This is a genomic window from Ensifer sp. ENS02 (assembly GCF_014851885.1).
Lineage (GTDB): Bacteria > Pseudomonadota > Alphaproteobacteria > Rhizobiales > Rhizobiaceae > Ensifer > Ensifer adhaerens.
The window spans coordinates 51,859-75,611 of sequence record NZ_JACVAO010000009.1; the positions used below are offsets into that span (position 1 = coordinate 51,859).

A 23,753-nucleotide genomic window follows, 5' to 3' on the forward strand; every position below is an offset into this window, starting at 1 on the left:
CCAGAATTCCCGCCCATGGCGGCGGATGAGGGTGAGGCAAACGTCAGTGGACGCATTCTTTCCGGCTCGCGAGGCGGACGGCCGGGAAGCAGCAAATCGTTTCGAGGGCGCGCATGAGCAATACTGGCGACGAAGACCGCGGCTCAGAAGACGTCAAGGCCTTTGACGGCTCGGACATTTATGCCGACGACGGTTCTATCCGCTCTGATATTCTCATGCATGTCGGCGCGGCAATCGCCGACCGCGATACCATCTATCTGCGCCAGCACGTTGCCGGCCTGCACTCGTCGGAAATGGGTGACCTGCTCGAGGCGATCCAGCCCGATCAGCGCCTGGCGCTGGTTTCGCTGCTCGGCAAGGAATTCGACCTTTCGGCACTGACGGAGGTCGACGAAGCGATCCGTCTCGATATCGTCGAGCACATGCCGAACGAACAGATCGCCGAGGCCATCGGCGAGATGGATTCGGACGATGCGGTCTACATTCTGGAAGACCTGGACCAGGAAGACCAGGACGAGATCCTGGCGAAGCTGCCGTTTACCGAACGGGTTCGCCTGCGCCGCTCGCTGGATTACCCCGAAAGCACGGCCGGCCGGCGCATGCAGACCGAGTTCGTGGCGGTGCCGCCATTCTGGACTGTCGGCCAGACGATCGACTATATGCGCGAAGACGAGGACCTGCCGGAGAGTTTCACGCAGATCTTCGTGATCGACCCGACCTTCAAGCTGCTCGGCGCCATGGACCTCGACCGCATCCTCCGAACCAAGCGTTCGGTCAAGGTCGATGCGATCATGCACGACACCAGCCATGCCATTCCGGCCGAGATGGACCAGGAAGAGGCGGCCCAGCTATTCGAGCAATACGACCTTCTTTCTGCGGCCGTCGTCGATGACAATGGCAGGCTTGTGGGCGTGCTCACCATCGATGACGTCGTCGACGTCATTCAGGAAGAAGCCGAGGAAGACTTGCTGCGCCTGAGCGGCGTCGGCGACGAAGAGCTTTCGGACTCCGTCGGGGAGGCATCGCGCTCGCGCGTGCCCTGGCTGTTCATCAATTCGATGACCGCCTGCATCTCCGCTTCGGTCATCGGCCTCTTCGACGCGACGATCCAGCAGATCGTGGCTCTCGCCATCCTGATGCCGATCGTTGCGGGCATGGGCGGCAATGCCGGTTCGCAGACGATGACCGTTACCGTGCGCGCGCTCGCAACACGGGGTCTCGACATTCACAACGCGCCGCGCATCATCCGGCGTGAAGCCGGCGTTGGGCTGCTCAACGGCATGATCTTCGGCACGCTGATCGGGCTTCTTGCCGGTCTCTGGTTTCAGGACCCGAACATCGGCGGCATCATCGCAACTGCGATGCTGATCAACATGATGGCTGCGGCCCTTGGCGGCATCCTCGTGCCGCTCTGCCTCGATCGCTTCGGCGCCGACCCGGCGGTCTCTTCCGCCGTCTTCGTGACGGCCATTACCGATATCACCGGCTTCTTCAGCTTTCTCGGCATCGCCACCTGGTGGTTCCACGTCACGTAACGTGGCGCGTTGTTTGACTTTTACGTCAAGGTCAACGATAGTGCATGCCCAGGAACACATGGAATGGCAGCGTGGATAAATACTATAGCATCACCGAATTGACGCGGGAATTCGGCATTTCCACGCGAACGCTGCGTTTCTATGAGGACGAGGGCCTCATCCATCCGGAGCGCCGTGGTCGCACGCGCCTGTTCCGGCCGGCCGACCGGCGGCTCATTCAGGAGATTCTGCGAGGGCGCCGCATCGGCTTCACCATCGCCGAGATCCGTGAAATCATTCAGGTCTACAAGGACCCGCCCGGCGAGCTCGGCCAGCTTCAGCTGCTGATGTCGCGCGTCGAGGAAAAGCGCGAAGAGCTGCGCCAGAAGCGCAAGGACATCGACGATACGCTGACGGAACTCGACAATGTCGAGGAAGCGTGCCTGACGCGTTTGGCCGAAATCGGCGTCGGCACCTGAAGGGTCGCTGGCTTATGTCTGGAAAATTCGAAGGGTAGCGTTCGCGCTGCCCTTTTTGGTACGCGTTTCCCTGCCGGCGCTCAGATCCAACGGCTCGTATGCCGGCAGTAGCGCTCGAATTCGAAACCGAAGCGCGACAGCAGGTGCCGCTCTTCACTGCGGATGGCAAAGAGCGTCGTCAGCATCACGGCTGCGATCGCCATGATGAAGAACCACGGATTGAGCGTCGCCAGCCCAAAGCCGATCATCATCAAGGTGTAGCCGAGATAGATCGGATTGCGCGTGAAGCGGAACGGACCGTAGGTGACCAGGCATGTGGCCGATCGGTAGGGCATGACCGCCGTATGCCGATCGAGCAGCGTTTTGACGGCCCAGAGGGCCAGCCAGATCGCGACGATAATCAGGGCGCCGCCGCTGATCCAGGGAAACCAGCCGTGGCCATGTGCCACCGGAATGGGAAAGTGTCGCGCCAGTAGAAGCGCCGCAAGAGTGGCGACCCCGTAGAGAAGGGCCGGCCACGGGAAGTTCAGCGGCTTGGCACGATAGGCATTCATGTCCTAGTCCCCTGATTGCACGTTCATTGTGCATTGCTGCGCGATTCGCGCAATGCGTTCATCGCTGCTGACGTTGATCTCTCCCCTGTTCAGGCTGTCGAACAGGTTCTGTTCCACCAGACGGTCGAGGGTACAGCCGCAGAAGCTGTCGCACGGCACGGCAGGATTTCCCTGGTTGCAGGCCGCAACGCAATTGCTGCGGTAGGCTTCCTTGGGATCCGGCAGTGTCGGCGGAGAGATCAGCGAGAAGAGATAGACCAGTCCGATGAGCACGGGCTGGTGAATGAGGTATATGGCCAGACTGTGACGGCTGCCGAAGACGAGGGGCGTCATCCACAGCCGTCCCTTGCCATCTGTGGAGGGCCGGCTTGCAAGCGCGGATACCAGCCGCGCGTGGAAGAGCTTGGCGGCACCAAGGCCGAGCAGAAACGGACCGAGCCACGGCAAAAGCGGCACGTAGTCGTTGGACCGTGGCAGCGTCTCGGACAGACCGACCCACCAGAGCCAGGGCGCATCGAAGATCGGCGAGCGCAGATAGAAGGGTGCCGCGATGGCCGCGGCGGCTGCGGCGAACGAAACGACGGCAGGAAGCCTGAGGAATATCAGGCCGATCAGGCTTGCCGCGGCGATCGCGTGCAGGATGCCGAAGAAGATGAAGGTGTCCGGGAAGGCAAAATAGGTGGCAATCGTGATCAGCGCTGCGGCGCCGGCGATCTTGGCGAAACGGCGCAGGAACGCATTGATGCGGATCGTCGGCCATTGTCCGAGCACGAGGCTGTAGCCGGCAAGAAACAGGAAGCTGCTGGCAATTAGCCGCGCAAAAATCTTCCAGCCGCCGGTGCCGGCCGTGCCTGCTGCGACATAGCCGAAGAACTCGAGGTCCCAGACGAAGTGATAGGTCGCCATGGCAAGCAGCGCCACGCCGCGCGCGACATCGACGAAGGCGAGCCGCCTGCCTGTCGGTTTCGCTGGGGTCTCTGCTGCCGGTGCGGTCACATGGATATCGGACATGGGCATTCGCCATCCTGTTGGCGTGAGGAAGAGTGGCAGGCCTGGCTTGTGCCAGGCACGCGTCCTTGATTGCTGATGGAACGCCGCGGCTGCGATCCGCAGCCGTCCGGCGCGCCGGTTGCGCGGATTGTCAGGGTGTTGCGTCCTTGAGGAGCGCGGAACGCGCTTCCGAGAAGAACTGTCTGCGGGTCAAGACGAAGATGACGAAGACGGTGAGCGCCACGAACACATAGGGGCTGATGAACCAGCCGAGATAGCCGATCGAAAGAAAGATCGCCCGGAGACCGGCGTTGAAGTGCTTGGCGGCAAGCACGTTCATGCGGATCGCCCGTTCGGCCGCCTTTTCCGCCGCATGTCGATCCCGCTGCATGTCGGCGGTCATCGGGATGCCACCCATCAGGATCGAGCAATAGTTGAACAGCCGGTAGGACCAGCCGAACTTGAAGAAGGAGTAGCCGAAGAGGCAGGTGAGGCCGCCGACCTTCAGCTCGAACGCCGTGCGCCCGCCATGGAAGACATAGGGCATGTCGGCAAAGATCATCTGCGCCTGTTCGGTCGCGCCGAGCAGTGCGAAGCAGCCGCCGAGCGCGAAGATGGTCGTTGAAGCGAAGAAAGCGGTGCCGGCCTGGAGCCCCGCGATGATCTGCGTATCGATCATCTTCAGGTCGCGGTTGAGCGAATTGCGGATCCAGCGGCCGCGATGCTCGTTCATGAGGCGCGTAAGACTCACGCGTTTGAAGCCGCGCGTGCCATCGGTCGCCCAGCTGAAACCCGCCCAAAGCAGGATAAACACGACAAGCGCTATGTAATCTTCGAAGGTCATACACGTGTTTTTGGCATGGCTTTTGGAAATTGCAAGGTGGCCGGTGCGGCGTCGGAATCCGCGACGCGTCAACTACTGTGATGAAATTGCGGCGGAATTTCTTCCCGGCCGTACCGACCATTTGTGCGGTTTTCACCAAGATCCTGTGTTCGGTCGCACGGGCTTGACACCTTTCCGCCACATTCCCCCATTGCGCATTTACGCTTTCTTCAATATGCATGGCCCCAGACGCGGGCGCCCACTGTGCTGCCCGCGGCCGTTGAGAGTGTTTTCGGAGACATCATGGACAATACAATTCAGAAGTCTTGCTGGGGCGTAACTGCACGCGCCGTGGCTGGTTTCGCTGGCGTTCTTGTTCTTGCTTATCTTTTCGGCGGCCTTTGATATCTAGTATCTAGAAAAGTCCACTGATTGACGGCGCGGCTTCCCAAAAGCCGCGCCGTTTTTGATTCCAGGCAACCAGTGGCGCTACCCGGAGCCCTTGCGGGAGGTCAATGTCGCACGGACGGGATCGAATGTCGGTTGACCGCCTGACGGCCTGCTATGGGATCGCTTAGGCTTCGTTCCTATATCTGCTTGCGGATCTCCTTAAATCGGCACCGATCAAGGCGTAAAATCCACCAGCAAATAAGACGGTATCACGCCGGTTCGCATAGACTTCGAAGCGTGGTATCGAGGCAATCGTTAATGCGGTGCCGGGCGATCATGCCCGTGCGTCGCGGGTCAGTCTCCGGGGCAGGCAGCTTATGTTTCTTTCCGTCTTCGACGTGTTCAAGATTGGTATCGGGCCTTCGAGCTCGCATACGATGGGGCCGATGTCGGCCGCCAATCGCTTTCTCGATCTCATCCTTTCCGACGACTGGCCACGTCCGTCCCATGCCTCCGTTGCGGCAATCAAGGTGAGCCTGCACGGTTCGCTCGCCCACACCGGCATCGGCCACGGAACGGGCAGGGCGGTGATCCTCGGACTCGTTGGCGAACGCCCGGATCTCGTCGATCCGGATCGCATGGATGCTCTCATCGATGAGGTCGAACGCACGGGCCGCATTACACCGCCGGGCCATCCGTCCTACGAATTCCAGCCGAAGACCGATCTGGTCTTCGACAAGAAGGTGCCGTTGCCCGGCCATGCTAACGGCATGTCGTTTTCTGCCTTCGACCGCGACGGCCGGCTGCTGTTGAAGCGGATCTACTACTCGATCGGCGGCGGCTTCGTCGTGACCGACACGGAACTTGAGGCCATGCGCGCCTCGAAGAACAAGGCGACGGGCGTCAAGGTGCCGTTCCCGTTCTCCTCGGCCCAGGAAATGCTGGACATGTCTGCGCGCTCCGGCTTGACGATTGCGCAGATGAAGCGGGCGAACGAAGAGGCGACGATGTCGCCGGACGAACTGAACGCCGGGCTCGACCGAATCTGGGGCGCCATGAGCAATTGCATCGACCGGGGCTTGAGCCAGGACGGCATCATGCCCGGCGGCTTGAAGGTTCGCCGCCGCGCCCGCTCGATCCACGACAAGCTGCAGGAAGAGTGGCGTTCCAACAAGGCCAATCCGCTGCTTGCCAACGATTGGCTGAGCGTCTACGCAATGGCGGTCAACGAGGAAAATGCCGCCGGCGGCCGCGTCGTCACTTCGCCCACCAACGGTGCCGCAGGCGTGGTGCCGGCGACGATCCGCTATTACATGCATTTCCATGACGACGCCGACCAGGAAGGCATTCGCGACTATCTGCTGACGGCTGCCGCGATCGGCGGCATCATCAAGCACAACGCCTCGATTTCCGGCGCTGAGGTCGGCTGTCAGGGCGAGGTCGGCTCGGCGTCCGCGATGGCGGCGGCGGGCCTTGCTGCCGTTATGGGCGGTACCCCCGAGCAGATCGAAAATGCCGCCGAGATTGCACTCGAACATCACCTCGGCATGACCTGCGATCCTGTGGCCGGCCTCGTGCAGGTGCCCTGCATCGAGCGCAATGCGCTTGGCGCGGTCAAGGCGGTGACGGCCGCTTCTCTGGCGCTCAAAGGTGACGGCAAGCATTTCGTGCCGCTCGACGCCTGCATCGAGACGATGCGGCAGACGGGCGTCGACATGAACGAGAAGTACAAGGAAACATCGACTGGCGGTCTTGCGGTCAACGTTGTCGAATGTTGAGGCTTGCAAGCCTCTCGAAGCCCAGACGCCGGTATATCGACCGGACGTATTGCGGTGATTGTGGATGAACGACGTCTGGCCGCTTGACCGCAACGGCCGGACGGGTGTTCAAAAAAAGCCATGTCTCTACATCTCATAAAGCTTTGCGTCGGAGCGGAATCGATCGAGGACCTGCGCGAATGGGTTTCGCGCAAGGCGATGGCGGCCATGGCCGCCGGCCTCGAGCCGCATTCGTTCCACACGACGCGCATGGTGCCCAAACGCGTGGAGGAGTTGCTGGAAGGCGGCTCGCTCTACTGGGTGATCAAGGGCAGCGTGCAGGCACGCCAGCCGCTCATCGGCATCGAGACCTTTACCGACGGCGAAGGTATCGGCCGTTGTAATCTGCTGCTGGGCCCGGAAGTGATCGAAACCGAACTGCAGCCGCGTCGCGCGTTTCAGGGATGGCGTTACCTGACCGACAAGGACGCCCCGCGCGACCTGGCGTCGCTATCGGGCGGTGGCTCCGAGATGCCGCTCGAACTGCGGCGCGAACTGGCCGAACTCGGGCTTCTCTAGAAGTCCTATGCCGCGGGCATTTTGCTGAGCTCTTGGCAATCGAGCGGCAACCAACGCGTCCTTGAAGGTGTCGCCCGCCTTCGCACTCTTCTGCGCGCGCGAAACGGCCCTACCGAGGCCGCACCATCATCCAGCCAGAAAGCAAAAAGGCGGCCGTGGCCGCCTTCCGGACTGTGAATGTTCAGGTGATCCGCATCTTCAGCGGATGGCGCCGGTTTGGCGCCGTCACGTGAAGGTGGATGCCGGCGCGCGGCTGGGTCGAGCGCCAGGCTCGAGCTCCGTGCGTCAAAAGCATGCCGACGAGATCGCGTGTCTTGGCCTTCGATCGATTGAGGCCGAGATCGGCGATGCGCATGGCCGCCTCGTGCAGGGGGTGCAGATTGATGCGCGACGGTTTAGCCCGTCGCCCCGGCAGCGGGGTGACACCCGGAACGTTCTCGTTCATTGCCATGTTTAACCTCGTTACGCTGTACAAATCCGAGGAAGGCGGCCGGAAAACAAACACATCCGGCCGCCAAATTTCGTCGTTACTGCTGGCTGGCCCAGCAGGAGATGCCTTTCTTCTTCAAGGCCTTGCAGGCGTTGACTGCCGAATTCTGGTCATCGAAGCCGCCGAAGCGGGCGCGGTAGACCTGGCCGAAGGCGACGGTGAACGGCTGCGCGTTGCGCAGTGCCTTGCCGCCCTTGTCCTTGGCGTTGCCGAGCAGCGTCATGGCCTGATCCTTGTCCGGAGTGGCACCGATCTGGATCACCCAGCCCTGCGGCTGCGCCGGCATCGGCTCGGCCTTTGCGACTTCAGCAGGCTCTGCCTTGGCAACAGCCTCTGCCTTCTTCGGCACGGAATTGGTGATCTGGGTGTCGACCATCGCTGCGGTCGCAGGCTGGCGAAGCTTCAGGCTCTGCGCGTCGAGCGTGTTGGGAACGATTTTCGGAGAAAGGACAGGGTTGTCCGATGCACGCTTGTTGCCGGCATAGGCCATCTGCACGCTGCTGGCGCTTTCGCCGTTGTAGCGGAAATCCGGAACGGGACCGGTGTTGGGCAAGTCATGGCCAGTGGCGACGGCTGCGACGACCGGCGTCTCGGCAACGGGCGCTGCGGCTGCAACCTGGGTCTCTTCGGCCGGAACGGGGGTCGGCTTCGTCTCGGCAATCAGGTTGCCGTTGCCGCGACGCGATGCGTCCGGCATGTACTTCGCGACCAGGCGGCGCATCTGTGCATCGCGGCTGGCGCCCGAGGTGCCGCCCATGACGACGGCGACGATGCTGCGGCCGTCGAGCTGGGCCGAGGTCACGAGGTTGAAGCCGGAAGCGCGCGTGTAGCCGGTCTTGATGCCGTCGACGCCGCGCACATTGCCGAGCAGGCGGTTGTGGTTGCCGATGGTCTGCTTGCCGAAGCGGAAGCTGCGCGTGGAGAAGTAGTCGTAATACTGCGGGAAATGCTGGCGAAGCGCGAGCCCGAGGCGGGCCTGGTCGCGTGCGGTCGTGCGCTGTTCCGGATTTGGCAGGCCGTTGGCGTTGCGGTACGTCGTGCGCGTCATGCCGAGCGCGCGCGCCTTGTTCGTCATCATGCGGGCGAAGCGTTGCTCGGAGCCGCCGAGATACTCGCCAAGTGCCGTGGAGGCATCGTTGGCCGACCGTGTAACGAGCGAAAGGATCGCCTGTTCGACGGTGATCGACTGGCCGGCGCGCACGCCGAGCTTCGACGGGGGTTCCGCGGACGCATTTTTCGAGAAGGGAATCTGCGTGGACTTGCTGATCCGACCGGCTTCGAGCGCCTCGAAGGTGAGGTAGAGCGTCATCATCTTGGTGAGAGACGCCGGATAGCGCAGTTCGTCGGCATCCTCGCCATAGAGGATCTTGCCGGTCTTGGCATCGACGACGATGCCCGAATATTTGGGATTGGCGTAGGTCGACGCCGCAAAGCCGGGCAACACAAAGGCGACCGAGGCAATGGTGCCTGCCAGGACGACCCGCTTTACCATCTTTGAAAGAGCGCCGAACGGGCGCTTCGCGAGATCAAAAAAACCGGTTTGGGACACTACGCTGCTCTTTATTCTCATGTCATGGGGTTGTCCGGACGCCGCCTCCGGGAACGACCGTTCTCGAGACAGTATCGGCATAGCGTTACCAATCGGTTTATGATGAATGATTGGTTTCCGGAATCGGACGCATTCGTACAAAGACAATTCCGGTGTAGCGCAATGATGCGGTGCCTGCCTGCACCACATCAGTTGGACGAAATCAGGGCACGATTCGGCTTTTGATGAAAGCTGTAATCGCGTTGTCGATTTCCTTCCATTGCGGCAACAGTTTATTGGCGAAGCGGTAGAGCACGACGAGGTCCTTGCCGGCATGAATGTCGCGCTGGCAGTCGGCGCTGGTCGATATGGTTTGCGCATCGGATTTCAGACAGCGCACCACGTAGGGCGCCTGGCCTGTCCGCTCCGCAGTATAAAAGACTTCGCCTGCGTAGCTGGAGGCAGCTTTGGTCGCATGTAAAAGCAGTCCGTTCGGCCCGGGGGATGGAGTGCCGTCGAAGACCTGCTTGTAGATCGGCTCCACCCGACCCGACATGTCGCGGGACATCGTGCTTTGCGAAATCTGCAGGAAGATCAGATTTTCAGGCGCGTCGACGTCGTTGAAGAGGTCGCGATTTTCGTCGCTGTAACCTTCAAGGCCGGGCCATGTCAGGTAGACATCGACACGCCCGACGATCGAGGTGGCACGTTGGGCCTCGAAGCGGATCATGTTCGCCGGCAGCCGCAGATGATCCTGTCCGATGAAGATATCGTAGGGCTCCCTGCTGGCGGTGTGACCGGCCAGCGCCAGGTTTTCGCCGAACCATCTTCCCGCGAACGCGATTGCCGCCGTCAGGGCTGCGAGCACAACAACGACCGCCGTCACCCGGTAGATGAAGCGGGCCGACAGCAGCGGCCGGAGTTCCGGTTCGTCTATCCCGTTTGGAGCGTTGCTCATGGTGGCCGTCCCGTCGCGTTGGCCGCGCCCAAGTCGAGTGTCGAGCCCCTGGTTGGCGGCGGACCGAAGTGTGGCGGACGCCGCTTGCCCGACGCTGGTCGAAGACGGTTAACTTTCGATGAATGCCCTATGCCTGCGTGCGTCCGGGGAGGCAAGGCCGCAAAAAAACGGCCGGTTCCGAGGGACACGGAACCGGCCGAGGCTCGGTCTGGACGGGGAAAGTGGACTGACCGAGGCCCGTTGGGAGACGTCCGCCGGGTGGCGGCTCGCCTGTGTTTCAGATCTTACTGCGTGCGAACGCTACCGACGGCAACGGTGCGGCCGTCCTGAAGCTTGACCCAGCGGCCGGAATGCTCGGTCGATTGGCGCTTGAGGTAGGTGTATTCGGTATCCGACCACAGCAGCACCTTGTTGCGCATGTTGTCGAGGATGAAGTCGCCGCGGTCGGTACGAACGGTGAGGACGGCATGGCCGTCGCCATTCGGCTGCAGCACGACGGTGATCAGCAGGTCGGATGCGGAGAAGCCGTTTTCGATCAGCTTGCGGCGTTTCAGGAGGACGTAGTCTTCACAATCGCCGACGGTTTCCGGATAGGACCACTTCTCTTCGACGCCATGGATTTCCATGTCGGTCATCGGAGTGATCGCCTGGTTGACGTCGTAGTTGATCTCGAGAATTTTCTGCCAGCCTTCGCGGGTCAGCACCATCGGGCCGCCATCCTTGCCGTTGGAGGTGCACTCCGACGCATAGATCTTGCAGAACTCGTAGTGGCCGATCGGCGGGTTGGTGGAGCCGGTCACGACCATGTTGGCCGGAAGCGCCTGAGCCGTGCCGAAAAGGCCGCCGGTGAAAAGGACCGCAACCGCGATCAGCTTGGTGATTGTCTTGAGCATGATTGTCTCCCCGTTATGGTTCGACAATGGCACAGACGTTTTTATCGCTCGCGAACTTGCGAGCTAAAAACAAGTACAAATGAAAGTCGTATAAGAATAAAACAAGAATAGAACTTTATTTGTATTTGAATCGAATTTGAATCAAATTTTATCGATTTTAGCTCCGCCCGCTCGTGGAGGTGTAATTTGTTAAGCATTTAACCCGCTGTATTTGTTTGGGTATGCGGGAAACGAGCGACTGGGCGGTGCAAAAACTGCGGCGCGGCCACGGCAGGAGATGCGTCTTTGCAGCGTCTGTACTTGCCACTTCAGGAGAGTTTTGACTTGAAATATGCGTTTTCGCTTGAATTCCACCGGAAAAATATTTGCGGACGACGAGAGCATTTTGATCGCGGCGCCGGACTTGTCTCGAAATGATCCAGGCGCGGATGCGGCGCGCTTCTGCTCGCGAATACCGCTCCGGTTGCCGCCGATCATCGTGTGTCTACGGGCTCGGGGACGTAGGGCCTAAGCGAGCACGCCTTTAGCGCGTTCCCTCGGGCGTAGCCGAGCGGAGCGATGTGGGAGCGGGGGTTCTTTGCCGCACAAAAGAAGCACGAAGACGGTTTTATGTCTGAAGGACAGTTCGGGAGATGGTCGGGCTAGGAGCGTTGCTCAATGCAAGGCGGGTAGCCGAAGGACGGCGCAGGCGCGCCGTTAGAGGAATTCGGTCAGTGCCTCACGGGACTGGATGCCCAAGAACTCGATGGCGCAGCCTTCCTGGAAGTGACGGACGATCCGGCCCTTCATATTTCCCAGGAGGATGGCGGTTCCGATCGGCGGGCGGTTCTCGATGTCGACGGCAGCACCGGACAGCGAAAGGTCGATGATGCGGCACGGGAACTTCTCGCCGGTGTCGAGCGTCAATTCGGTTACCGTTTTGCGCGGCGCAAGGCGATCGTGGCGGCGGTCTTCGGGCAGGCCGAGCTCATGCTTATTGGCGATCCAGGTGAGTTGGGCCGCGAGCTTCTCGCGCTTGCGCTCGGTCGCGTTGAGCTGGATGACGAAAGCGCCATCGGCGATGCGAGACACCGTGCCTTCGAGGCGACCGACGTGATCGACATAGGCGATGATGCGTTCGCCCGCGCGCGGCTGGGCCGGCGAGGAAAGCAGGACGTCGCCGGGCGACATGTCGATGGCGGTGCACTCGAACTCGTCATGATTGGCAAGCATCAGCCGCCCCGCCAGATTCACGGAAACGCGCTGGAACGCACCTTCGTGGTGCGGTTTCGGAGCGGTATTCTGTGCGTGCTGAAACGAGAACATGATGACTCTGTGGCGACATAGCTTGGCTGGCGGAGCTTAGCCTTTTCAAGTTAATAGAAGGTTCGTCCTCCGGTTGGTCCCTGACATCATCTCGGGACAGTCGGCGCGATCAATCGCGGCGCCCGCCCTCGAGGATGCGGAGGTGCCCGAACTGGCGGAATTCGCGCGAAAATGCGCCGGCGGCAGGCGATTTCGCAAAGGCTTCGCTCTGTCGCTGGGTTTCCTCGTCGCGAAACACAGCAGTCCGATCAGGGTCAAGAACCTTCATGCCCGTCGCATCGAGACATTCGATTGAGGTTGCATGCAACCAATACGGGCGGGAAAGAGGTGAGAGGGCGCCAAGGACCCGGTCACTTTCTCCTTTGCTGGAGGCAAGCGGCAAAAGCAGGGTTTCGATATCGACTTCCCGCGCGTCGGCGGTACGGCCCTTGGCCGAAAGCACGAGCGGCACACGGTGCGTCATGACCTGGCCGGTGATGCGCTGCGTTTTCGCCGCCTGGCTGCCGAGCCAGAGCATGCCGAATTGCCGCCCGCGCAGCTCCTGCCCGAAGAGGGCGCACACCTGGGTTCCCGCCAGGCGAAACGAGATGCCGGCATTGCGGTCGCGCTCGAGAATGAACAGGTTCGGCAGCAGCGTTTTGATGTCGGAAGGTTCAAGCTCGTCGCGGCGCGGAAGCTCGCGTTTCCCGCGAATGGTGTTCCAGTATCGGAAAAGCTCCGTCGTCGTATTGCTGCGCATCGCTTCTTTCATTCCATTCCTGCGGCCCGTTGTGTCCCGGTTCGAGACATCTTCGGCCATGCATTTCGGTTCTGAGGATTAAGGAGCGAAAATCGTGCCAGCCGGAAATTAAGGTTAACAAACGGTTTCCGTTGCAGTGCGCCGCCGCAACTGGCAGGGGAGGACATCACTTTACGAAGCGTTGTCTTCGGCACTTGAACTGGAGCTCGGATCTGAGCTTGGCGACCGTTCAGTTTTTGCTGGACGGTCTTTTTTTGTTTGCTTATGGCTGGTCGCCCCAACTCCAGTCCTAATTCCGGTGATGCCATGCCATCGCCGCGATCGCACAGGAATGTGTGGGCCGCATTGAGAGGAGAACACAGCAACCATGGAGCGAGATCAGACGGCGACGCCACCGGAAGCAGAGCGCGACAGCGCCGCGAGCCCGGCGCGCGAGCCGGCCTTCAATCTGCCGGCGGGGCTGACCTTCATCCTGCTGTTTCTGATCGCAATCCATGTTCTGCGAACCTACGTGCTGCCGCCGGCGATCGATCAGGAGATCATCTTCAACTTCGCCTTTCTCCCGGCCCGCTACGATCACCCATTGGCCGAGCAGGGGCTTGCCTGGCTGTGGAGCCCCGTCACCTATTCCTTCCTGCATGGAAGCTGGGAGCATCTGATCTTCAACATCTTCTGGATGGTGGCCTTTGGTGCGCCGGTCGTGCGGCGGATCGGCATGGGGCGTCTCGCCGTGTTCTGGTGCCTGTCGGCGGCGGCCGCAGTCGCGCTGCATACGGCGTTTCACTGGGGGGAAATGATCGTCGTCGTCGGCGCTTCCGGCGTGGTGTCCGGATTCATGGGGGCTGCCGCGCGCTTCGTCTTTTCGCCGAGCGGACGCATCAGCCGGCAGTTTGCCCATCTCAATCGCCGGCTCGACGTCGGTGAGGCTCTGGCCAACCGCTCGGTTGTGGTCTTCGCCGGTATCTGGTTCCTGACCAATTTCCTGATCGGCCTTGGCATGTTTACCCCTGGCGGAGCGGGCAGCGTGGCCTGGGAAGCGCATATCGGCGGCTTCCTCTTCGGCTTTCTGCTCTTCAGCCTTTTCGATCCGCGTGACTGACGGAGCGAAAGATCGGCGGACGGCGCTTGTGAGCGCTTGATTTCCCCAGGGCGCTGGCGCACCATTTGTTACGGTCGCCCGTGATCGAAAGACTGGGCGACCCGTGTAGGCCGGGAATCGAATGCCATCCGCGTCTGAGGAGCACGCGAGACGGCTTTCGCAAGCGGCCAGGGTACAGGTTCCATCGCCCGACCGTACCGCACGTGAGATGGCTGGACCTATCCCTGCCGACCCGGTGTTGTCGCAACGGGAGATGTGCGCATGTCAGTAAAAGCCATACTCGATGAAAAGGGCCGGAATGTCGTAACGGTCGGCCCTCAGATGACAGTCCAACAGGCTGCCATCCTCTTGCGTGACAATCATATCGGTGCGGTCGTCATCCTCGACGCGGACGATCAGATCGCAGGCATCCTCACCGAGCGCGACATCGTCGCAGCGATTGCCAAGCAGGGTTCGACCTGTCTCGAAAGGCCGGTGGCAGCGGTCATGTGGCAGAATGTCTATTGCTGCACCGAGGATATGTCGGTTCAGACCCTGATGGAAATGATGAGCAAGCTCAGGGCCCGTCACCTGCCGGTCGAAAGGAACGGCCAGCTTGCCGGCATCGTCTCGATCGGTGACGTGATCAAGCATCACATCCGCGCCATCGAGCACGAGACCGAACAGATCAAGGCCTATATCGCCGGCTGAGAGAAAAGGGCGGCATTGCGCCGCCCTCTTAATCCCCCTGGGAGCCGCGAAGCACCCGTGTGTTCAGGATGCACCCTGGGCGACCGGTAAGTGCGCCGCCGCGTATCGCGGCTTTCATGCCGCGCACGGCACGCTCCGTCAGCGAACGAGCACTTCCTGCATGCGGCGAATTTCAACCAGCCTCGCTTTTGCCTCGTGGTAGCCGCGATCGATTGCTTCGCCCGCGCGATGGAATTCCGAAAGACCGATGTCGTTGAGTTTCGGGTGCAGCGCCAGGTCCGGCGGGTCGCCGGCAAGCCGGGCGCGGGAAATCCGGTCCTGGATGATGTTGAAGGCCTGGACCATGACGCTGGTCATGCCGAGGCGCGACTGGTGCGGCGCTTCCTTGGCGGGCGCATCCAGGGATTCAGCGCCGGCGCTGTGTTTGACGACGGCCGAGCGGCCATAGAGATCGTAGTTGAGGTTCACCGCGACGACGAGTTGCTGCTCATGGGCGCGACACACCGAAACCGGAACCGGATTGACGAGCGCGCCATCGATCAGCAAGCGTCCATTCGCCTTAATCGGCTCGAAGATGCCGGGCAGGGCGTAGGAGGCCCGGATCGCGGTGATCAGCGATCCCTTTTCAAGCCACACCTCGTGGCCGCTGTGAACTTCCGTTGCAACAGCAATGAACGGCCTGTCGAGGCCTTCGATGCTGAGGCCTTCCAGATGCTCCTGCATGCGCTTGGTGAGCCGCAGGCCGCCGAAAAGGCCGCCGCCGCCGATGGCGAAATCAAGCAGGCCGGCGATCCGGCGTACGGTGAGGGAGCGGGCGAAGGCTTCGAGTTCGTCGAGCTTGCCGGCAAGATAGCAGCCACCGACGAGCGCGCCGATCGAGGTGCCGGCGATCATGCCGACTTCGATGCCTTCTTCGTCGAGCGCGCGCAGCACGCCGATATGGGCCCAGCCGCGCGCGGCACCGCCGCCAAGCGCGATTGCGATCTTCGGTTTTTGCGGAGGTGGCGCCGGTTCAGGTGGCGTTGTCGAAATCGATGTTCCGTCCGGTCCGGACAGATCCGTAATCTGATTGTTACGCGTAAACGTCCAATTCAACATCCGGCACCTCCAACACCGCCGAATACTCCGCAGCGCGACACGTCGATGAGAATGCGCGAAGGTCGCTGTGGCAATTCATCGCTGACTAAACTTCCAGGGGTCGGGATTGATCCTGGAGAGAGGCAATTTCATGCGCGCGTCCTGGGGAGGCTCCGCCAAGCCGGCGCCGGTGCTGGCCTTGTCCGCTTCATTGCTGAAAGACTGGCACCTTTGTCTAAGGTATATCACCGATCCCACCGACGATTGCGGCACGACCGATAAACATTGGATACAGTTTGCAATACAGTTTGGAACGAGATCGTTCCGATTGCGCCGCATCCCTGCTTAAGGATTAGGCGCCCGGTTGGTTTCCAAAATATAAATATAGCATGCACCCGCGCCAAAAAGATGCGCGATGCTTAATTTTTATCATAGATCTCGGCGGGGTCGAAGTGCCTGTGGTCGTCGGTGATTTTGACCGAGGCCTTGCCGTCTTCGGTGCCGACGGTGCGGTAGAAACAGGAGCGGCGGCCGGTATGGCAGGTCGCGTCGTGGCCGGCGACGGAAACCTTCAGCCAGATCGCATCCTGGTCGCAATCGGTGCGGATTTCCTTGACTGTCTGCAGGTTCCCGGAGCTTTCGCCCTTCTTCCAGAGGCTCTTGCGCGAGCGGCTGTAGTAGTGGGCCACGCCGGTCTCGATCGTCAGGGCCAGGGCCTCCGCGTTCATGTGGGCGACCATCAGCAACTCGCCGTCCCTGACGTCGGTGACGACGGCGGTGATCAGCCCCTTTTCATCAAAACGGGGAGTGAAGGCCGGACCGGTTTCCAGTTCGGCCTTGTCTGAGGAGGGAGCGTCGAAGGTGAGCGTCATGGAAAGGCTCCGTCTGTCGGAGCCTTACTTGAAGCCCCTGATCATCGTCATGAACCGCGCCTGCTCGGCCGGTTCCGTCTGGAAGGTACCCGTAAATGTGGTCGTCAGCGTTGTCGAGCCTTGCTTCTGCACGCCGCGCATCGCCATGCACATATGCTCGGCTTCGATCATCACGGCAACGCCACGCGGGGCGAGCGATTCGTCGATCGCCCTGGCGATCTGCGCCGTCATCGATTCCTGCGTCTGCAGTCGGCGGCCGTAAATATCGACCACGCGGGCGATCTTCGACAGGCCGAGCACGCGCCCGTTCGGCAGGTAGGCGACATGTGCCTTGCCGATGATAGGCACCATGTGGTGCTCGCAATGCGAATAGAACGGGATGTCCTTGACGAGCACCATATCGTCGTAGCCGGCAACCTCCTCGAAGGTGCGGCCAAGCACGTCTTCGGCAGCCAGATCGTAACCGCTGAAAAGCTCGCGGTAGGACTTGGCCACGCGCGCGGGGGTATCCAAAAGCCCCTCGCGCTGCGGGTCTTCGCCAGCCCAGCGCAAAAGAACGCGCACCGCTTCCTCGGCCTCCTTCTGGGTGGGGCGGCCGCTCGCATCGTCGAGCACAGGAAAATTCTTCACTATGGCATCCATAATGGCCTCTTTTAGCAATACGGGATTGCTTGACGTTTTATCTTTCGGACAACTCGCCACTGGCCATTCGCCTAACCCTGCAGGCTTGGGTTCCGTTGGCGGGCTCCGGGGCTTTCCGGTCCTGGCTTAGCAGTGCACTGGACCTTCCGGCACGGTTTCCCAAACAACAGGCGACATTGTTCCTCTTGCGGAACTGTCGCCCCAACACAACATAGCATATAGTATGGTGCCACAGAGATGAAAGAGGCGGAGCGTGTCGCGTCGTGCTTTTTTCCCGTCTACCGGAGAAAATCATGCGTCGATCACTCAAAACCGCGAAAAATCAGTCGGATCGCGTCAAATGATGGATGACATCTACAACAGCCGAATTCTCGAATTCGCCGGCAACATTCCCCGTATCGGGACGCTCGGCGATGCCGATGCGGACGCGACGGCGCATTCCAAGCTGTGCGGCTCCAAGGTGCATATCTGGCTGAAGATGGATGGCGACGTCGTCACCGATTTTGCCCATGACGTCAAAGCCTGCGCGCTCGGCCAGGCGTCGTCCTCGATCATGGCGCGCCATGTCGTCGGCGCCGGGGCTGAGGAGATCCGCCAGGCGCGCGAGGACATGCTGGCTATGTTGAAGGCGGACGGTGAGGGGCCTTCGGGCCGTTTCGAGGATATGCGCTTCCTGCGTCCGGTGAAGGACTACAAGGCGCGCCACGCATCGACCATGCTAACCTTCGATGCGGTCGTCGATGCCATCGAGCAGATCGAGGCCAGGCGACTGCTCGCGGCCGTCTGAGATGTGCGGGGAACCGAATTGCCGGCACGCTGCGCACGACAAGGCAGCGCCAGCGGTCCGTGGCCGAAACTGGTCGGGCCCCTTTCGCAAGACCCCCGGGCGGCTCTTAGGCATGGCGCTCATCCGCGCCTATCAGCTCACGCTTTCGAGCTTTATCGGCAATTCGTGCCGACACCTGCCGACCTGTTCGGAATATGGCTATGAGGCGATTGCGCGCCATGGCTTCTGGGCCGGAGGCTGGATGACGCTGTTTCGCGTGGCGCGCTGCGGGCCGGGCGGAACGCATGGTTTCGATCCGGTGCCGGAGCGGCTTGAACCGCGCCTCGTATGGTATGCGCCGTGGCGCTTTTGGCGGCCGCGGCCGAAGATTGGATGACCGCCATGCCCATGCCGATGGAGTATCGTCAGGCTTCCTTAGACTTCGAGCGCTTCCTTCTCGATGCCCGCGACGTGGCAGGGCTGCAGACGACGAACCAGGCCTATACGATGGTCCAGGCGGTACTGCAGACGTTTCGGCGCCGGCTCGATATCGAGGATGCCATTTTGTTTGCCGACATCCTGCCGCCTGTCATCCGGGCGATCTTCGTTGCCGAGTGGGACCTTGAAGAGCCGCGGCTCCCGTTTTCGGGTCGCATCGCCATGACCCGCGAGGTACAGGCGCTGCGCCCGGATCACAATATTTCCCCGGACAGCGCCATTGCAGACGTCGCTGGCGCCTTGCGTCGCAACATCGACGAGGCGAAACTCGACCGGGTGCTCGCCCGGCTGCCGGCGGGCGCAGCGGATTTCTGGCGCGCCTGACAAGGGGAATGATGAACAGCTACGTCGCCTTGCTTTACAGCATCGTTCTCGGGCCTGGCCGCCGGGTCGTCATGGCTGACCTCAAGAAGATGGCGGAAGGGCTCGGCTATCAAGCGCCGCGGACGTTGGTCGCAACGGGCAATCTGGTGTTTCAGACCGGACAAACGTCCACTCGGGACCTCGAAATGCCGCTTGAAAAGGCCTTTGCCGAGACGTTTGGCCGGCACGTCGACATTCTTGTCCGGTCGGGCGCCGATTGGCAGACGCTTGCCGCAGCCAATCCCTTCCATGAGGAGGGCGAGGCGGACGCGACGCAGGTTCATGTCCGGGTGATGCGCGAACCTTTGACGGAAGCGGCGCTCGAAGGGCTTCGGCGCTACTGCACCGCCGGCGAGCGACTGGCGATCGTCGATGGCGATCTCTGGGTGCATTTCCCGGGCAAGGCGAGCGAATCGAAGCTGCTCGGCGCCATGACCACCAAGCGGCTGGGCATCGGGACGTTCCGCAACTGGAACACCGTGAAGGGGCTTTGCGAGATGCTGCGCAGCTAGCGTCCGCCGCAGCCTTTGCCTTTACTCACTTTCGAAAACCCTTTATCAGGCTACGGCGTGTTTCCGCGGGTCGTCCTCCGGCTCGGGGAAAAACACGCAGCAATCCAAAGCACTACAGCGATCTCTGCGCGTCTGACGGATGCGACGCTGTATCGTCAATTCACCGGCCTTGCCGGTCAACCATACCACCCGCATTCGTTGGCGGGACTGGATAGGAGATCACTATGTCGAATCCTGTTTCCCTCACATTTCCTGATGGCTCGGTGCGCGAATATCCCTTCGGCACGACCGGCCGCGACGTGGCAGAATCGATTTCGAAGTCGCTCGCCAAGAAGGCGGTTGCGATCGCGCTCGACGACGAGCTGCGCGATCTGTCCGATCCGGTGACCAATGGTCGCCTCGAAATCGTCGTTCGTGACGACAAGCGCTCGCTCGAACTGATCCGCCACGATGCCGCGCACGTGATGGCGGAGGCCGTTCAGGAACTGTGGCCGGGAACGCAGGTGACCATCGGCCCGGTCATCGACAACGGCTTCTATTACGACTTTGCCCGCAACGAGCCCTTCACGCCCGACGACCTGCCGCTCATTGAAAAGCGGATGAAGGAGATCATCGCCCGCAACAAGCCTTTCACTAAGGAAGTCTGGTCGCGCGATAAGGCCCGCCAGGTTTTTGCCGACAAGGGCGAGGCCTACAAGGTCGAACTCGTCGACGCGATCCCCGAAGGGCAGGATCTCAAGATCTACTATCAGGGCGACTGGTTCGATCTTTGCCGCGGCCCGCACATGGCCTCGACCGGCCAGATCGGCACCGCCTTCAAGCTGATGAAGGTGGCCGGCGCCTATTGGCGCGGCGACAGCAACAACGCGATGCTGACCCGCATTTACGGCACCGCCTGGCACACCCAGGAAGAGCTCGACCAGTACCTGCACGTGCTCGCTGAAGCCGAAAAGCGCGACCACCGTCGCCTCGGCCGCGAAATGGACCTGTTCCATTTCCAGGAAGAAGGCCCGGGCGTCGTCTTCTGGCATGGCAAGGGCTGGCGCATGTTCCAGACGCTGGTTGCCTATATGCGTCGCCGGCTCGCCAACACCTATCAGGAAGTCAACGCGCCGCAGGTGCTCGACAAGTCGCTCTGGGAAACCTCGGGTCACTGGGGCTGGTACCGGGACAACATGTTCAAGGTGACCGTTGCCGGTGACGAGACCGACGACGAGCGCATCTTTGCGCTGAAGCCGATGAACTGCCCGGGCCATATCCAGATCTTCAAGCATGGCCTGAAGTCCTATCGCGAACTGCCGGTGCGCCTCGCCGAGTTCGGCAACGTTCATCGCTACGAGCCGTCGGGCGCCCTGCACGGGCTGATGCGCGTGCGCGGCTTCACCCAGGACGACGCGCATGTCTTCTGCACTGACGAGCAGATGGCGGAAGAATGCCTGCGCATCAACGACCTCATCCTCTCGGTCTACGAGGACTTCGGCTTCAAGGAAGTCGTGGTCAAGCTCTCCACCCGTCCGGACAAACGCGTCGGTTCCGATGAGCTCTGGGATCGCGCTGAAAGCGTGATGACGGACGTCTTGAAGACGATCGAGGCGCAGTCGGAAGGCCGAATCAAGACCGGCATTCTGCCGGGCGAGGGCGCCTTCTACGGTCCGAAGTTCGAGTACACCCTGAAGGACGCGATCGGTCGCGAATGGCAGTGCGGCACGACCCAGGTCGACTTCAACCTGCCGGAGCGTTTCGGTGCCTTCTACATCGACAAGGAATCCGAAAAGCGCCAGCCGGTGATGATCCACCGCGCGATCTGCGGCTCGATGGAACGCTTCCTCGGCATCCTGATCGAGAACTTCGCCGGCCACATGCCGCTCTGGGTTTCGCCGCTGCAGGTCGTTGTCGCGACGATCACTTCGGAAGCCGACGACTACGGTCGCGAGGTTGCCGAACTCCTGCGTGATGCAGGGCTGACTGTAGAGACCGACTTCCGCAACGAGAAGATCAACTACAAGGTCCGCGAACATTCGGTCACGAAGGTTCCGGTCATCGTGGTCTGCGGCAAGCGCGAAGCCGAAGAGCGCTCGGTCAACATCCGCCGTCTGGGCTCGCAGGCCCAGACCGCCATGTCGCTCGACGAGGCGATTGCATCGCTTGCGCTCGAAGCCATGGCGCCGGATCTCAAGCGCAAGGCAGAAAAGAAAGCTCGGGGTTGAGACCCCGAGCATTTGCTTTGTCAGCAAACTGTCATATTAGCGGAATATCCGGATAAGATCGTATCCATCGGAGATTTCCGTGCAGTTCAAAGAGCTGTCCTACGCCAATGAGAACGACCGGCGCCTGAAGCGCTGGTTCATTCGCTCCATGGAAGGCCTGTCGGGCCGCAACCGCTATGCCAAGCTTTATACGCGCTGGCGGTCCGACATCGTCGGCAAGAGCGAGCGCGTCTTCGGGGAGATGTTGCAGCTCATCGATGTGACGCTGCAGACAAAAGGCGAGTGGCCGCCGCGGAACCTGCCCGATACGCCGATCGTCATCATCGCCAATCATCCTTTCGGCATCGGCGACGGCATCGCCGTGCTGGCGCTTGCCGAACAGCTCGGCCGTCCCTTCCGCGTCCTCATCAACAACGAACTGCTGAAGGTGCCGGAAATGGCGCCTTACTCGCTGCCGGTATCGTTCGAAGAGACGAAGGAGGCGCTAGCGGTCAACATGGCGACGCGCCATGAGGCGCTGCGACTGCTCAAGGAAGGCGTGACCATCGTCATCTTCCCCGCCGGCGGCGTGGCGACCGCGCCGAAGGGTTTCGGCCGGGCCGAGGACCTGCCGTGGAAGATCTTTCCGGCAAAGCTCATTCAGGCGGCGCGGGCGAGCGTGATCCCGATCTACTTCGAAGGGCAGAACGGCCCGTTCTTCCATCTGGCGAGCAAGATTTCACTGACGCTGAGACTGTCGCTCTTGATCCGCGAATTCCGGCGTCTGTCGGGAACGACGATCGCGGCGCGCATCGGCGGCGTTCTCACGCCCGAGGATCTCGGTGCCTGTGGCGATCGCAAGGACCTTTTGGCGCGCATCTATGAAGCGGTCTTTTCCATGGCGCCGCCGCGTCGGCGGTTCATGCGACGGGCAGGCTGACGTAAGGTCAACTCGTCACGTCGAAGCTCAGTCCTGTGCTTCCGACACAACGCTCGCATTGGTGTTCGCATTGTTGCCGCCGCTGCTGAGCAGCACTTCCACGTCCATGTTGACGCCGGCCTTCACGGTGAAGTCGCGCTCGTAGATCTTGTCCTTGTAGCGCGCCACGGCGGAATAGCTGCCTTCGAGCAGGACCTGCGTCGGGAAGGCGCCATTGGCTTCGCTCACCGTGTCGCCGGCGGAGGTGAGGATCGTCCAGGCGGTGTTGGCGATGGCTTCGCCGCCCGGTTCCGAAACCAGCTTGAGCGTGAGCTTGGCGGCGCGGTGCTGCATGGTTGCTTCGGTCAGCTTGCCCGCTTCGACCTGGATGTCTGCCGCGGTCGAGGCGTTGGTCGTGCCGCCATAGCTGGAGGTCACGTGATAGGTTCCGGCACCCAGCCGGACCACCGTGTTCGGCTTGACGTCCTCGACAATGAGCGCCCGTTCGCCGTCGCTCTTGGTGTCGGCGGAATAGACGTCGAAGCTGAGTTCGGCCGGTGGGATGCGCACGTCGCTGCCGGAGACCGCATTGAGCTTCATGCCGCCGGCATCGAGCACCAGCACCTGCTTGTCGAGCGCGCCTTGCTCCGGCACGCGGACCTTGCGCGTGGCCGAGGCGCGTCCGAAGGAGACATTGACGAAATATTCGCCCGGTACCAGATTGAACGCTGTCGAGCCGCCTTCCGACGTTGCGAGAAGCGGCAGCTTGCCGTCGCTTCCGGGGATCGGGCTGAACACACGCCAGGTGAGCCCAGCTTCGACCGGTCCGCCTTTTTCGGTCAGCAGCGCCTCGAGCTTGATATCCTTCAGCGTGCCGTCCGCCAGCGGATCCGATGTCATCGGGCTGAAGCCCGTCAGCTTCGGCATCTTGCGCGGGCCGGCGATCGAGGGGAAACTTTCAAACGCCTGGGTCGCATCCTCTGCGAACACATTTCCCGTAGCGGTGCCGGCGACAAGGATCGCAAGACCGGTCTGAAGGAAAATACGAGAGAGTGCACGCATGAGAACAGTTGACTTCCTGACTGAGTGACTCCACTTGGGACGCCGGTATGGCATTTTCGTGGCTGCCT

General features: G+C 61.4%; 26 protein-coding genes. 12 read left to right on the forward strand and 14 right to left on the reverse strand.

The annotated features are described in order from the left end of the window. Nucleotides 1-113 precede the first annotated feature (113 nt). Complete coding sequence (gene mgtE, locus IB262_RS19825) at nt 114-1,535, forward strand: magnesium transporter (RefSeq protein WP_112976198.1); 1,422 nt, start codon at nt 114-116, stop codon at nt 1,533-1,535. A gap of 71 nt (nt 1,536-1,606) precedes the next feature. Further along, nucleotides 1,607-1,993 carry a MerR family DNA-binding transcriptional regulator gene (locus IB262_RS19830; RefSeq protein ID WP_089044566.1) on the forward strand — a complete coding sequence of 129 codons (387 nt, stop codon included), beginning with the start codon at nt 1,607-1,609 and terminating at the stop codon, nt 1,991-1,993. Between the two features lie 80 nt (nt 1,994-2,073). Here IB262_RS19830 and IB262_RS19835 read toward each other — a convergent pair whose 3' ends face one another. The 3 genes from IB262_RS19835 to IB262_RS19845 all read right to left on the reverse strand — a co-directional run bounded on the left by IB262_RS19835 (nt 2,074) and on the right by IB262_RS19845 (nt 4,381). Beyond that, nucleotides 2,074-2,547 carry an isoprenylcysteine carboxylmethyltransferase family protein gene (locus tag IB262_RS19835; RefSeq protein ID WP_060607347.1) on the reverse strand — a complete coding sequence of 158 codons (474 nt, stop codon included), beginning with the start codon at nt 2,545-2,547 and terminating at the stop codon, nt 2,074-2,076. Nucleotides 2,548-2,550: 3 nt separating this feature from the next. After that, nucleotides 2,551-3,453 carry a DUF1624 domain-containing protein gene (locus IB262_RS19840; protein ID WP_244496863.1) on the reverse strand — a complete coding sequence of 301 codons (903 nt, stop codon included), beginning with the start codon at nt 3,451-3,453 and terminating at the stop codon, nt 2,551-2,553. 235 nt (nt 3,454-3,688) lie between these two features. Further along, entirely contained in the window at nt 3,689-4,381 is a 693-nt protein-coding gene (locus IB262_RS19845) for a DUF599 domain-containing protein (protein WP_034795992.1), read from the reverse strand. A gap of 746 nt (nt 4,382-5,127) precedes the next feature. On the opposite strand from IB262_RS19845, the gene IB262_RS19850 reads away from it, so the two are divergent. After that, nucleotides 5,128-6,528, forward strand: a complete 1,401-nt coding sequence (locus IB262_RS19850; RefSeq protein ID WP_034795990.1) for an L-serine ammonia-lyase — start codon at nt 5,128-5,130, stop codon at nt 6,526-6,528. Between the two features lie 120 nt (nt 6,529-6,648). Continuing rightward, nucleotides 6,649-7,086, forward strand: coding sequence for a DUF1489 family protein (locus IB262_RS19855; protein WP_034795986.1), 438 nt, complete (start codon nt 6,649-6,651; stop codon nt 7,084-7,086). Between the two features lie 181 nt (nt 7,087-7,267). On the opposite strand, the gene IB262_RS19860 is transcribed toward IB262_RS19855, so the two are convergent. The 7 genes from IB262_RS19860 to IB262_RS19890 form a co-directional block, all read right to left on the reverse strand. After that, entirely contained in the window at nt 7,268-7,537 is a 270-nt protein-coding gene (locus tag IB262_RS19860) for a hypothetical protein (protein WP_034795983.1), read from the reverse strand. 76 nt (nt 7,538-7,613) lie between these two features. After that, entirely contained in the window at nt 7,614-9,146 is a 1,533-nt protein-coding gene (locus IB262_RS19865) for an SPOR domain-containing protein (protein ID WP_112976200.1), read from the reverse strand. 181 nt (nt 9,147-9,327) lie between these two features. Next, nucleotides 9,328-10,062 (reverse strand): hypothetical protein, encoded by a 735-nt coding sequence (locus tag IB262_RS19870; RefSeq protein WP_089044569.1) that lies wholly within the window; start codon nt 10,060-10,062, stop codon nt 9,328-9,330. Nucleotides 10,063-10,346: 284 nt separating this feature from the next. Beyond that, on the reverse strand, nt 10,347-10,955 hold the full coding sequence (locus IB262_RS19875) for a transglutaminase-like cysteine peptidase (protein WP_034795974.1): 609 nt from the start codon (nt 10,953-10,955) through the stop codon (nt 10,347-10,349). 189 nt (nt 10,956-11,144) lie between these two features. Next, nucleotides 11,145-11,432: a hypothetical protein gene (locus IB262_RS19880; RefSeq protein WP_162728798.1), complete on the reverse strand. Its 288-nt coding sequence runs from the start codon at nt 11,430-11,432 to the stop codon at nt 11,145-11,147. Nucleotides 11,433-11,651: 219 nt separating this feature from the next. Beyond that, nucleotides 11,652-12,260, reverse strand: coding sequence for a PilZ domain-containing protein (locus IB262_RS19885; RefSeq protein ID WP_060607360.1), 609 nt, complete (start codon nt 12,258-12,260; stop codon nt 11,652-11,654). A gap of 109 nt (nt 12,261-12,369) precedes the next feature. After that, nucleotides 12,370-12,999, reverse strand: a complete 630-nt coding sequence (locus IB262_RS19890) for a PAS domain-containing protein (protein WP_112976219.1) — start codon at nt 12,997-12,999, stop codon at nt 12,370-12,372. A 367-nt stretch (nt 13,000-13,366) separates the two neighbouring features. Between IB262_RS19890 and IB262_RS19895 the strand changes: the two genes are divergently transcribed. Both IB262_RS19895 and IB262_RS19900 read left to right on the forward strand, forming a co-directional pair. After that, complete coding sequence (locus tag IB262_RS19895) at nt 13,367-14,098, forward strand: rhomboid family intramembrane serine protease (RefSeq protein ID WP_060516843.1); 732 nt, start codon at nt 13,367-13,369, stop codon at nt 14,096-14,098. 261 nt (nt 14,099-14,359) lie between these two features. Continuing rightward, a complete protein-coding gene (locus tag IB262_RS19900) occupies nt 14,360-14,788 on the forward strand; it encodes a CBS domain-containing protein (RefSeq protein ID WP_034795965.1) in 429 nt (142 codons plus the stop codon). A 138-nt stretch (nt 14,789-14,926) separates the two neighbouring features. On the opposite strand, the gene IB262_RS19905 is transcribed toward IB262_RS19900, so the two are convergent. The 3 genes from IB262_RS19905 to folE form a co-directional block, all read right to left on the reverse strand. Beyond that, a complete protein-coding gene (locus tag IB262_RS19905) occupies nt 14,927-15,886 on the reverse strand; it encodes a patatin-like phospholipase family protein (RefSeq protein WP_034795962.1) in 960 nt (319 codons plus the stop codon). Nucleotides 15,887-16,284: 398 nt separating this feature from the next. After that, nucleotides 16,285-16,737, reverse strand: coding sequence for a phosphoribosyl-AMP cyclohydrolase (gene hisI, locus IB262_RS19910; protein ID WP_060516845.1), 453 nt, complete (start codon nt 16,735-16,737; stop codon nt 16,285-16,287). Nucleotides 16,738-16,761: 24 nt separating this feature from the next. After that, a complete protein-coding gene (gene folE / locus IB262_RS19915; RefSeq protein WP_034795957.1) occupies nt 16,762-17,379 on the reverse strand; it encodes a GTP cyclohydrolase I FolE in 618 nt (205 codons plus the stop codon). A gap of 340 nt (nt 17,380-17,719) precedes the next feature. Here folE and IB262_RS19920 point away from each other — a divergent pair, with 340 nt between their 5' ends. From IB262_RS19920 to IB262_RS19945, 6 genes are all read left to right on the forward strand, one after another. Then, on the forward strand, nt 17,720-18,166 hold the full coding sequence (locus IB262_RS19920; RefSeq protein ID WP_034795955.1) for an iron-sulfur cluster assembly scaffold protein: 447 nt from the start codon (nt 17,720-17,722) through the stop codon (nt 18,164-18,166). Nucleotide 18,167: 1 nt separating this feature from the next. Next, a complete protein-coding gene (gene yidD / locus IB262_RS19925) occupies nt 18,168-18,542 on the forward strand; it encodes a membrane protein insertion efficiency factor YidD (RefSeq protein WP_060582499.1) in 375 nt (124 codons plus the stop codon). Then, on the forward strand, nt 18,539-18,967 hold the full coding sequence (locus IB262_RS19930; RefSeq protein WP_060582498.1) for a DUF2267 domain-containing protein: 429 nt from the start codon (nt 18,539-18,541) through the stop codon (nt 18,965-18,967). Before yidD ends, IB262_RS19930 begins: the two co-directional genes overlap by 4 nt. Before the next feature lie 11 nt (nt 18,968-18,978). Beyond that, nucleotides 18,979-19,518 (forward strand): DUF1697 domain-containing protein, encoded by a 540-nt coding sequence (locus tag IB262_RS19935; protein WP_112976220.1) that lies wholly within the window; start codon nt 18,979-18,981, stop codon nt 19,516-19,518. Between the two features lie 224 nt (nt 19,519-19,742). Further along, a complete protein-coding gene (gene thrS / locus IB262_RS19940) occupies nt 19,743-21,725 on the forward strand; it encodes a threonine--tRNA ligase (RefSeq protein ID WP_060582497.1) in 1,983 nt (660 codons plus the stop codon). 79 nt (nt 21,726-21,804) lie between these two features. Further along, nucleotides 21,805-22,644, forward strand: a complete 840-nt coding sequence (locus tag IB262_RS19945) for a lysophospholipid acyltransferase family protein (RefSeq protein ID WP_060516850.1) — start codon at nt 21,805-21,807, stop codon at nt 22,642-22,644. A gap of 27 nt (nt 22,645-22,671) precedes the next feature. On the opposite strand, the gene IB262_RS19950 is transcribed toward IB262_RS19945, so the two are convergent. After that, nucleotides 22,672-23,685, reverse strand: coding sequence for a hypothetical protein (locus IB262_RS19950; protein ID WP_060516851.1), 1,014 nt, complete (start codon nt 23,683-23,685; stop codon nt 22,672-22,674). Nucleotides 23,686-23,753 lie beyond the last annotated feature (68 nt).

Bases quoted from the DNA above. Each gene is read 5' to 3' on its own strand.
- mgtE (WP_112976198.1), top strand. From the start codon at position 114: ATGAGCAATACTGGCGACGAAGACCGCGGCTCAGAAGACGTCAAGGCC.
- IB262_RS19835 (WP_060607347.1), bottom strand. From the start codon at position 2,547: ATGAATGCCTATCGTGCCAAGCCGCTGAACTTCCCGTGGCCGGCCCTT.
- IB262_RS19840 (WP_244496863.1), bottom strand. From the start codon at position 3,453: ATGGCGACCTATCACTTCGTCTGGGACCTCGAGTTCTTCGGCTATGTC.
- IB262_RS19845 (WP_034795992.1), bottom strand. From the start codon at position 4,381: ATGACCTTCGAAGATTACATAGCGCTTGTCGTGTTTATCCTGCTTTGG.
- IB262_RS19850 (WP_034795990.1), top strand. From the start codon at position 5,128: ATGTTTCTTTCCGTCTTCGACGTGTTCAAGATTGGTATCGGGCCTTCG.
- IB262_RS19855 (WP_034795986.1), top strand. From the start codon at position 6,649: ATGTCTCTACATCTCATAAAGCTTTGCGTCGGAGCGGAATCGATCGAG.
- IB262_RS19860 (WP_034795983.1), bottom strand. From the start codon at position 7,537: ATGGCAATGAACGAGAACGTTCCGGGTGTCACCCCGCTGCCGGGGCGA.
- IB262_RS19865 (WP_112976200.1), bottom strand. From the start codon at position 9,146: ATGAGAATAAAGAGCAGCGTAGTGTCCCAAACCGGTTTTTTTGATCTC.
- IB262_RS19870 (WP_089044569.1), bottom strand. From the start codon at position 10,062: ATGAGCAACGCTCCAAACGGGATAGACGAACCGGAACTCCGGCCGCTG.
- IB262_RS19875 (WP_034795974.1), bottom strand. From the start codon at position 10,955: ATGCTCAAGACAATCACCAAGCTGATCGCGGTTGCGGTCCTTTTCACC.
- IB262_RS19880 (WP_162728798.1), bottom strand. From the start codon at position 11,432: ATGATCGGCGGCAACCGGAGCGGTATTCGCGAGCAGAAGCGCGCCGCA.
- IB262_RS19885 (WP_060607360.1), bottom strand. From the start codon at position 12,260: ATGTTCTCGTTTCAGCACGCACAGAATACCGCTCCGAAACCGCACCAC.
- IB262_RS19890 (WP_112976219.1), bottom strand. From the start codon at position 12,999: ATGCGCAGCAATACGACGACGGAGCTTTTCCGATACTGGAACACCATT.
- IB262_RS19895 (WP_060516843.1), top strand. From the start codon at position 13,367: ATGGAGCGAGATCAGACGGCGACGCCACCGGAAGCAGAGCGCGACAGC.
- IB262_RS19900 (WP_034795965.1), top strand. From the start codon at position 14,360: ATGTCAGTAAAAGCCATACTCGATGAAAAGGGCCGGAATGTCGTAACG.
- IB262_RS19905 (WP_034795962.1), bottom strand. From the start codon at position 15,886: ATGTTGAATTGGACGTTTACGCGTAACAATCAGATTACGGATCTGTCC.
- hisI (WP_060516845.1), bottom strand. From the start codon at position 16,737: ATGACGCTCACCTTCGACGCTCCCTCCTCAGACAAGGCCGAACTGGAA.
- folE (WP_034795957.1), bottom strand. From the start codon at position 17,379: ATGGATGCCATAGTGAAGAATTTTCCTGTGCTCGACGATGCGAGCGGC.
- IB262_RS19920 (WP_034795955.1), top strand. From the start codon at position 17,720: ATGATGGATGACATCTACAACAGCCGAATTCTCGAATTCGCCGGCAAC.
- yidD (WP_060582499.1), top strand. From the start codon at position 18,168: ATGTGCGGGGAACCGAATTGCCGGCACGCTGCGCACGACAAGGCAGCG.
- IB262_RS19930 (WP_060582498.1), top strand. From the start codon at position 18,539: ATGACCGCCATGCCCATGCCGATGGAGTATCGTCAGGCTTCCTTAGAC.
- IB262_RS19935 (WP_112976220.1), top strand. From the start codon at position 18,979: ATGAACAGCTACGTCGCCTTGCTTTACAGCATCGTTCTCGGGCCTGGC.
- thrS (WP_060582497.1), top strand. From the start codon at position 19,743: ATGTCGAATCCTGTTTCCCTCACATTTCCTGATGGCTCGGTGCGCGAA.
- IB262_RS19950 (WP_060516851.1), bottom strand. From the start codon at position 23,685: ATGCGTGCACTCTCTCGTATTTTCCTTCAGACCGGTCTTGCGATCCTT.